This window comes from Streptomyces sp. C (assembly GCF_000158895.1).
Lineage (GTDB): Bacteria > Actinomycetota > Actinomycetes > Streptomycetales > Streptomycetaceae > Streptomyces > Streptomyces racemochromogenes.
In genome coordinates this window covers 6,243,914-6,250,419 of sequence record NZ_GG657750.1, presented here as the reverse complement: position 1 = coordinate 6,250,419, position 6,506 = coordinate 6,243,914, and the positions used below count along the sequence as shown (strand labels likewise).

Genomic DNA, 6,506 nt, shown 5'->3' with positions numbered 1-6,506 from the left:
CCCTTGGGTGCGTGCGGGCGGTCCCGTACGTCACACCCCTGCCGTCTCGCTGCGCGACGCCGGGGCGTCGGCGGCGGGAGCGGCGGCCGGGGCGGCGGACCCGTCGCCCTTCATCGCGAGGAGGGTGATCACCGCGCCGGCGGCGGCGATGACCGCGGCGCCGATGAAGGCGGCGCTGAACCCGTCGGTGAGCGCGGGCAGGTTGCCCAGCTCACCGGCGCCCTGGGTGGTGGCGAGGGCGGTCAGCGCGGCCAGGCCGAGGGCGGAGCCCACGTTGTAGGTGGTGTTGACGATGCCGGAGGCGAGGCCGGCCTGCTCCTGCGGGGCGCCGGACATCGCGGCCATCATCGCCGGGATGTACGCGAGCGCCATGCCGAGCGCGGCGACGAGCGAGGCGGGCAGGACGTCGACGAGGAAGGTGCCGGTCGGCTCGACGGCGGCCAGCCAGACCAGCCCGGCGGCGAGGGCGAACAGGCCGGCGACGATCAGCGGCTTGGCCCCGAAGCGGCCCATGAGGCGGGCGGTGATGGCCGTCATGAAGATCATCAGCAGCACCGTCATGGGGAGCAGCGCCGCGCCGGAGGCGAAGGCGCCGTAGTCCAGCACCTGCTGGAGGTACAGGTTGAGGAAGTACCACATCGGGATCCAGGCGGCGCCGAGCAGCGTCATCGCGAGGTTGGCCGAGCCCAGTCGCGGGATCCGCCAGACGCTCAGCGGCATGAGCGGCTCGCGGACGGTCCGCTGGATCACGAAGAAGAGGGCGAGCAGGACGGCCGCGCCGACCAGCTCCAGCACGGTGGCGGTGGCACCCCAGCCGACCTCGGGGGCCCGGACGACGGCGAACACGGCGAGGGCGAGCCCGGCGGTGACGGCGGCGGCGCCGAGGACGTCGACGGAACCGCGGCGGGCCTGGACGGCGGGCAGCAGCCCGGTGGCGGCGAGGGTGGCGACGCCGATCGGGACGTAGATGATGAAGACCCACGGCCAGCTCACCCATTCGGTGAACACGCCGCCGAGGAACACGCCGGCCGTACCGCCGGCGGGAGCGGCGGCGCCGTAGAGGGCCATCGCCTTGCCGAGTTCCCTGGGGTTGTGCCCGAAGAGCATCATCAGCAGCGTCATGGCCGACGGTGCGATCAGCGCGCCGCCGACCCCCTGGACGGCCCGGCCGGCGATCTCCACCGAGGCGCTCTGCGCGGCGGCGGCGAGCACCGAGCCCACGATCATGACCACCCAGCCGGTGGCGAAGATCCTGCGGGCGCCGAACAGGTCGGAGAGCCGCCCGCCGAGCAGCAGTAACCCGCCGAAGACGATGACGTAGGCGCTGAAGACCCACTGGAGCTCGCCCTGGGAGAAGCCCAGGTCCTTCTGCATCTCGGGGAGCGCGACCCCGATGATCGAAGTGTCCATGATGACCATGAACTGAGCGGCGGCAAGCACGCCAAGTGCCCACCAGCGCCGGGGATTGACGGTTGACATTGCCCTGACCCTCCTCTGACCTATACCCCTGGGGGGTACCTTCGCGGAGCAACGTAGCATACCCGTGGGGGGTATGTAAGAGCCGTGTCGGAACGCGGGCCGCGCCACGGGCGGAGAGGCCGGCGGAACGCGGAGGGCCCCGCCCCGGCCGAAGCCGGGACGGGGCCCGAGGGCGGTGGACCGCGTGGTACTAGCGGGCCGTCAGCGTCGCCGCCACCCCCGCGGGAACGGGCGCCAGACCCGCCGGGCGGCTGCTGAAGGCCCCCCGGCCCTGCGTACGGCCGCGCAGCCGGGACGCGTACCCGAACAGCTCGGCCAGCGGAACCGTCGCCGTGACCACCGTGGTCCCGGCCTGCCCGGCCGAGCCCGTGACCCGGCCGCGGCGGGCCGCGAGGTCCCCGAGGACCGCGCCGACACCGTCGTCCGGAACCGTCACGGTGACCTCCGCGACCGGCTCCAGCAGCTCCACCCCGCAGGCGCGCAGGGCGTCGCGCAGCGCGAACCGGCCCGCCGCGCGGAACGCCATCTCCGAGGAGTCCTTGGAGTGCGTCGCCCCGTCGGTCAGGACCACGCGCACACCCGTCACCGGATGCCCGCCGAGCGGACCCTCGGCGAGGGCGTCACGGCAGCCGGCCTCCACGGCCCGCGCGTACTCCTGCGGCACCCGGCCGCCGGTGACCGCCGAGCGGAACTCGAAGCCGGGCTCCTCCAGCGGCTCCACGTCGAGCACGACGTGCGCGAACTGGCCCGCACCGCCGTCCTGTTTGACGTGCCGGTACACGAAACCGGTCACCCCGCGCACCACGGTCTCCCGGTAGGAGACCCGCGGCCGGCCCACGACGACCTCCACCCCGTGGAGCCGGCGCACCTTCTCCACCGCCACCTCCAGGTGCAGCTCGCCCAGCCCCGACAGCACGGTCTGCCCGGTCTCCGCGTCGGTCCGCACCACCAGGGAGGGATCCTCCTCGGCGAGCCGGGCCAGCGCGGAGGCCAGCCGCCCGGTGTCCGTACCCCGGCCCGCCTCGACCGCGACCGACACCACCGGGTCCGCCACCACGGGCGGTTCGAGCAGCAGGGGCGCCTGCGGCGCGCACAGGCTGGTCCCCGCCCGCGCCGACTTCAGCCCGACGACGGCGACGATGTCACCGGCCACCGCCTCCTCCCGCTCCTCGTGCCGGTCGGCCTGCACCCGCAGGATCCGCCCGACCCGTTCCGTCCGGCCCGTCGCCGGATCCAGTACCGAGTCCCCCTTGCGCAGGGTGCCCGCGTAGACCCGCAGGTAGGTGAGCCGGCCGGTCGTCGTCGCCGTCACCTTGAAGGCGAGCGCGGCCAGCGGCTCCGCCGGGTCGGCGGCCCGCTCCCGCACCGGCGGCATGTCCACCGGTGCGGGCAGGTACGCCACCACGGCGTCGAGCAGCGGCTCGATGCCCCGGTTGCGGTACGCCGAACCGCACAGCACGACCACCCCGTCCCGGGCGAGGGTCAGCTCGCGCAGGGCGCGGGCCAGGGTGCCCTCGCCCAGCCCGTCACCTGCGCAGAACTCCTCCAGGGCCTCCGCGTGGAGTCCGGCCACCGTCTCCTCCAGCAGCCGGCGCCTGCGCCGGGCCTCGTCCAGCAGCGGTGCGGGCACGGGCAGCTCCTCGTACGAGCCGCCGTCCGCGCCCCAGAGCAGGGCGCGCATCCGCAGCAGGTCGACGACGCCGGTGAACCCGTCCTCCCGGCCGACCGGCAGCTGCACGACCAGGGGGACCGCGCCGAGCCGCTCCCGGATGGAGTCGACGGCCGCGTCGAGGTCGGCGCCCGCCCGGTCCAGCTTGTTGACGAACGCGATCCTCGGCACGCCGTGCCGGTCGGCCTGCCGCCACACGGACTCGCTCTGGGGCTCGACGCCGGCGACGGCGTCGAAGACCGCGACGGCGCCGTCGAGCACCCGCAGGGAGCGCTCGACCTCGTCGGCGAAGTCCACGTGGCCCGGCGTGTCGATCAGGTTGACCCGGTGGCCGTCCCAGGCGCAGCTGACGGCAGCCGCGAAGATGGTGATGCCGCGGTCGCGTTCCTGGGGGTCGTAGTCGGTGACGGTGGTGCCGTCGTGGACCTCGCCCCGCTTGTGGATGGCGCCCGTGGCGAAGAGGATCCGCTCGGTGACGGTGGTCTTGCCGGCGTCGACGTGGGCGAGGATGCCGAGGTTCCGCACGGCGGCGGTGGTGTTGCTGTTGCTGTTGCTGATGCGCATGGCCCGGGCCTTTCGGTGCCTGGGGTGGGAAGAGGGCGGCGCGATTCCCGGGACGCGAGCGGACCACCCCGCGGCAGGGCCGGCGGGGTTCCGTCTTCAGGGGTGCGTCACGGGCGTACGGTGACAGCCGCGCGGCTGTTACCGCGCGCTGCGGGACACCGGGATCACGTCGTACCGGCAGGGGGGAACGACGGCGGCGGTGCGGTTCGTACGCATGGCCCGGTTCCCCTTCTCTTCGCTCGGCATCGGCGGGCACCGCCCTGGCGGCGGCGCGCACCGCGACTGTAGGCGGCGCGCGCCGGCCGGGGCACCTGGTTTTTCAGGCGAGCAGCCTCTCCCGCAGCCGGGCCGTGGTCTGCGGCGTGATGCCGACGGCCTCGGCGAGGTACGCGGACGGGGACCCGTAACGGGCCGTCAGGTCGGCGAGGACGAGGGCCATGACGGTGGCCGGGGCGCGGCCGTACGAGGGCCAGCGCATGGTGCGGCCCGGGTTGGCGGCGTGCCAGTCGGCGGTGAGGCGCTCGGTGGCGAGCTCGGTGAGGGCGAAGTCGGCCAGGATCTGCTCCTCGGACACGTCGAGCAGGGTCAGGACCAGGGCGGCGATCAGGCCGGTGCGGTCCTTGCCGGAGGTGCAGTGGAACACGACGGGGCCGGGACCGTCGGCGATGAGCTCGACGGCCCGCCGGATCTCGTCCACGCCGTCCTCGGCGACCTCCGCGAAGCGGTCGGCGAGGTAGCGCCAGGGGTCGAGGTCCGGGTCGATCTCGGCCTGGTCGTAGGGGCGGTGCTCGATGCTGAGGTTGGCGTACGTGAACCGCTCCGGCTCCGGTATCCGGCCCTTGGCCTCGATCTCCCAGGGGTAGCGCAGGTCGATCACGGTCCGGACGCCGAGCCCGAGGAACCGCTCCCAGTCGGCGCCGCCGAGCTTCCCGAGGGAGTCGGCCCGGTAGAGGCTCCCCCACCGGACGGCCCGGCCGTCGGCGGAGCGATAGCCGCCCATGTCGCGGAAGTTGTGGAGGCGGTCGAAGGGGACGTGCCGGGTGCCTTCGGCAGCGGGGGCCTGGGTCAACTGTGGCTCCTGTGGCTGGGGTTGGCTCTGGTGTGGCCAGAATGCCTCAGGCGTCACCGGATTCCGGACGCTCGGGGGAGGTGATCTCCCACACCCCGTCCGCCTCGATCGCACTCCAGTCGGCGGGGAGTTGGAGGGGTTGGGCGAGAGTGACGTCGGTGAAGGTGGCCTGCCCGTGGAACAGGACGCCTGCCAGGGAGAGGGCGGCCCGGAAGTCGCAGTCCTCGAAGGTGACCGAGCCGTCGAAGACGGCCCCTTCGAAGCCGGTGTCGCCCTTGAACTCGCCGCGCAGAAAGTGCGCCGAGCCCCGGAAGACGGCTCCGGCGAAACTGCTCCGCGCCGTCTCCGTCTTCGAGTCGACCCACCGGAACATGCCCTCGAACACGGCGCTGTCGAAGGCGACCGGTAACGCGTACACGCTGCTCTTGATCAGGACCGGGCCCCGGAAGAGGGCGCCGTCGAACCCCGCCCGCTCCCCGAACCAGGTCGTGTCGAACGCCGCCAGGCCGTGAAAGAGGGTACCGGCGAAGGAAGCCGGACCGTCGAACCGTGCGACACGGAAGACCGCCTCCCCCTCGCAGACCAGGGACTCGAAGTCCGACCCGAGCTCGAAGCGGGTGCCGGCCGCGGAGAGGGCCCCGTGGCACACGACGCGGGTGAAGGAAACCGGCCCCCGGAAGACGGATTCGGAAAGCGACGTACGCCCCTTGAAGACCACCCGGTCGAAGTCTGCCCGCGCCCGAACCGACATCTCGTCGAGCACCGCCTCCTCCTCCATGACGGCGCGCGCGAACGAGACGGCCTCGTCCCAGGCGACCCGGGCGAACCGTGCCGCTCCGACGAAAACGGCGCGTTCGAAGAAGGCCGGCTCCTCGAAGGTGGCTCCTTCGAACGCCGCCGCCTTCTCGAAGACGGCACGGCCGAAGGAGGCCGCGCCCGCGAAGGTGGCGTTGTCGAAGCCCGCCACGTCCTTGAAGACGGCGCCGTCGAAGGACACGTCCTTGCCGAAGATCGCCTCGGCGAAGTCCGTCCGGCCCTCGAAGACCGCCCGGGTGAAGTCAGTCTCGCCGTTGAAGACGGCATCCGCCGCCGCCCAGTCGTCCTTGAAGCACGCCCTCGCGAAGGCGGCCGAGTCCAGCACGACGGACCCCGTCCCCGGATCCCGCAGCGCGTCGAGCACCCTGCCCAGCAGTCCCCCCTCGAAGGTGGTCCCCCGGAAGTCGACGGAGGAGGCGGGCTCCAAGGTGCGCAGACAGGCGTCCTGTTCGGAGCGCGGCAGGTGGGCCAGGCAGCTCCGGCGGCCCACCACCCTGATGCCGATGCACCCCGCCGGGCTCTCGTCGCTGACGCCGTGACCACACCGGGGCCAGGCGGAATCCTCCAGGCGGTACGCCTCCGCGTCCGTCAACAGCTCCGCCACCCGGGCGGGGCCCCCAGCGAGGAACCATCCCCCCGGCTCCACCCCCAGCCGCCTGAGGGACCGCAGGGCCAGCGGACCGAGGACCTCGCGCAGCTCCTCGTACAGCGACGGGGAAACCGCGACCACGAGGCGCTGTGCGTGCCCCGGACCCCCGGACGTCAGCAGCTCCGTGATCGCGGGACTGTCGAGGATCCGGTCGGGATCCTCCGCCGGGTCACCGGGTTCCCCGGTTGCCAGGGCCACGGCGAGCGGCGGGCGCAGCCCTTCTGGTTCCCCGTCGCCGAGCCGGGCCAGCGCCCGGGGGA

General features: G+C 73.4%; 4 protein-coding genes. All 4 read right to left on the bottom strand.

The window, feature by feature from the left end:
• Positions 1–30 precede the first annotated feature (30 nt).
• Entirely contained in the window at positions 31–1,479 is a 1,449-nt protein-coding gene (locus SSNG_RS28070; RefSeq protein WP_042802102.1) for an MFS transporter, read from the bottom strand.
• A 190-nt stretch (positions 1,480–1,669) separates the two neighbouring features.
• Entirely contained in the window at positions 1,670–3,712 is a 2,043-nt protein-coding gene (gene fusA / locus SSNG_RS28065; protein ID WP_007267309.1) for an elongation factor G, read from the bottom strand.
• Positions 3,713–4,031: 319 nt separating this feature from the next.
• Positions 4,032–4,781, bottom strand: a complete 750-nt coding sequence (locus SSNG_RS28060) for a tyrosine-protein phosphatase (RefSeq protein WP_042802100.1) — start codon at positions 4,779–4,781, stop codon at positions 4,032–4,034.
• Between the two features lie 46 nt (positions 4,782–4,827).
• On the bottom strand, positions 4,828–6,506 hold a 1,679-nt coding region (locus SSNG_RS40305), incomplete at its 5' end, for a pentapeptide repeat-containing protein (protein WP_206731340.1).